3 protein-coding genes and 1 pseudogene are annotated in these 1,588 nt (G+C 69.5%); 3 read left to right on the plus strand and 1 reads right to left on the minus strand.

Going from position 1 to position 1,588, the window contains the following annotated elements:
- Positions 1 to 654: pseudogene (locus tag A9W96_RS13395) on the minus strand (DNA-binding protein); the annotation flags it as partial.
- Between A9W96_RS13395 and A9W96_RS32185 the strand changes: the two are divergent.
- Genes A9W96_RS32185 through moaC form a run of 3 tightly spaced genes read left to right on the plus strand, consistent with a single transcriptional unit; the run spans position 654 to position 1,545 of the window.
- A complete protein-coding gene (locus A9W96_RS32185; RefSeq protein WP_156749166.1) occupies positions 654 to 794 on the plus strand; it encodes a hypothetical protein in 141 nt (46 codons plus the stop codon). The pseudogene A9W96_RS13395 and the gene A9W96_RS32185 overlap by 1 nt on opposite strands.
- An 11-nt stretch (positions 795 to 805) precedes the next feature.
- A complete protein-coding gene (locus A9W96_RS13400) occupies positions 806 to 1,006 on the plus strand; it encodes a hypothetical protein (protein ID WP_174320979.1) in 201 nt (66 codons plus the stop codon).
- A gap of 8 nt (positions 1,007 to 1,014) precedes the next feature.
- Positions 1,015 to 1,545: a cyclic pyranopterin monophosphate synthase MoaC gene (gene moaC, locus A9W96_RS13405; protein WP_067140345.1), complete on the plus strand. Its 531-nt coding sequence runs from the start codon at positions 1,015 to 1,017 to the stop codon at positions 1,543 to 1,545.
- The last annotated feature ends 43 nt before the right edge of the window (positions 1,546 to 1,588 follow it).

A 1,588-nucleotide genomic window follows, 5' to 3' on the forward strand; every position in this document is an offset into this window, starting at 1 on the left:
CTGCTCGCCGCGCAGCACCTGTCCGACGTGGCGGGGCAAGATCACCGTCTCGGCATCGATGCGCCGCAGCAGGCCCATGGCCAGCAGCTGGGGCACCGGCCGGTCGGTGGGCGCGCCAGGCGCGGCGTCGCGTGTGCGTCCCATCGGCGAGCCTTCGAGAAGTTTCTCCAGCACGTCGAGTTGTGCCTCGGTGAGGTCGTCGATCAGGGCGGCGATCTGTTCGGCGCTGCGCGAGGTGTCCTCGAGGATGACCTGGCCCGGATGCCACGGCATGCCCGTCGCGGCGTCGGCGGCCACCCGAAGCGCGGCCTCGCCCCACACCAGGGCGCGTTGCCGCAGGTCGTCGACGGCATCCAGCACGTCGGTCTCGGGGGCGCGGTCACCGATCAGCGCCAGCAGCTTCGGCGTGGGCACCGGCTCGGCGTCGGCCTGCAGCACCAGCAACGCGTCGAGCACGGCCAGCCGCAAAAAGTCCAGGTCGTCGGTGCCGGCCTTGATCGACTGGCGGGCCTGGGCGCGGGCGGCCAGCGCGGCGATGCTGCCGGGTGGGGGCTGGGCGAGGTCCGGCCGCAATTCCAACAGTCGGATCAGCTGCTCATCGGATAACTCGGCCAGCCACGACCCCAGCGGGATATCCGGGGTGTTGTCGGTCATTGCTGACCAGCGTAAAGCAGGTCGCGGCCACCCAGCAGACCTCGACAACCCGGCGACTCACCAGCGTGGTGAACACCGGCGCGCACGGCAACGCGTCTCGAACTCCGGTCTTGCGCCACATGCGGTTCGGCCACCTGTAAGAATGGACCTCGTGGCTGACACTGCTGAGGGCAAAGCCCGCAAGACCAAGTACGTCGACAACGGCTGGCCGACGACGGACCCCGACGACCACGCGGTCAGTGAACTCGTGACCGATCGCACGGGTGCGCTGTCTCCCTTCGGCGAGCTGGTGTTTCCGCTGCCCTCCACCGATCTGCCCTACCTGCACCCGGTCACCGTCGTCAATCGGTAGGTCGCCAGATGGCCAGGGCCTCTGAGGCCTCCCAAGCCTCGGCGAACTGGGCGTCGAATGAGCCCGGCTCGGGCGCGCTGTCACATCTGGACGACCACGGCGCGGCGCACATGGTCGACGTCAGCGAGAAGGTGGCCACCAAGCGGACCGCGGTCGCCGCGGGCGTCCTGCGCACCTCGGCACACGTGGTGGCGCTGATTTCGACCGGCGGCCTGCCCAAGGGCGATGCGCTGGCCACCGCCCGGGTGGCCGGCATCCAGGCCGCCAAGCGCACCAGCGACCTCGTCCCGCTGTGTCATCAGCTCGCCCTCACGGGGGTCGACATCGACTTCACGGTCGGCGAGTCTGAGATCGAGATCAACGCAACGGTGCGAAGCACCGGCCGCACGGGGGTGGAGATGGAAGCGCTCACGGCCGTCAGCGTCGCGGGCCTGACGCTCTACGACATGATCAAGGCGGTGGACCCGGCCGCACGGATCGACGACATTCGAGTGCTGCGCAAGGAAGGCGGCAAAACCGGAAGGTGGGCGCGCCCATGAGCACCCGTTCAGCCCGCGTCATCATCGCCTCGACCCGCGCCTC

The organism is Mycobacterium sp. 1245852.3 (genome assembly GCF_001669335.1).
Taxonomy (GTDB): Bacteria; Actinomycetota; Actinomycetes; order Mycobacteriales; family Mycobacteriaceae; genus Mycobacterium; species Mycobacterium europaeum_A.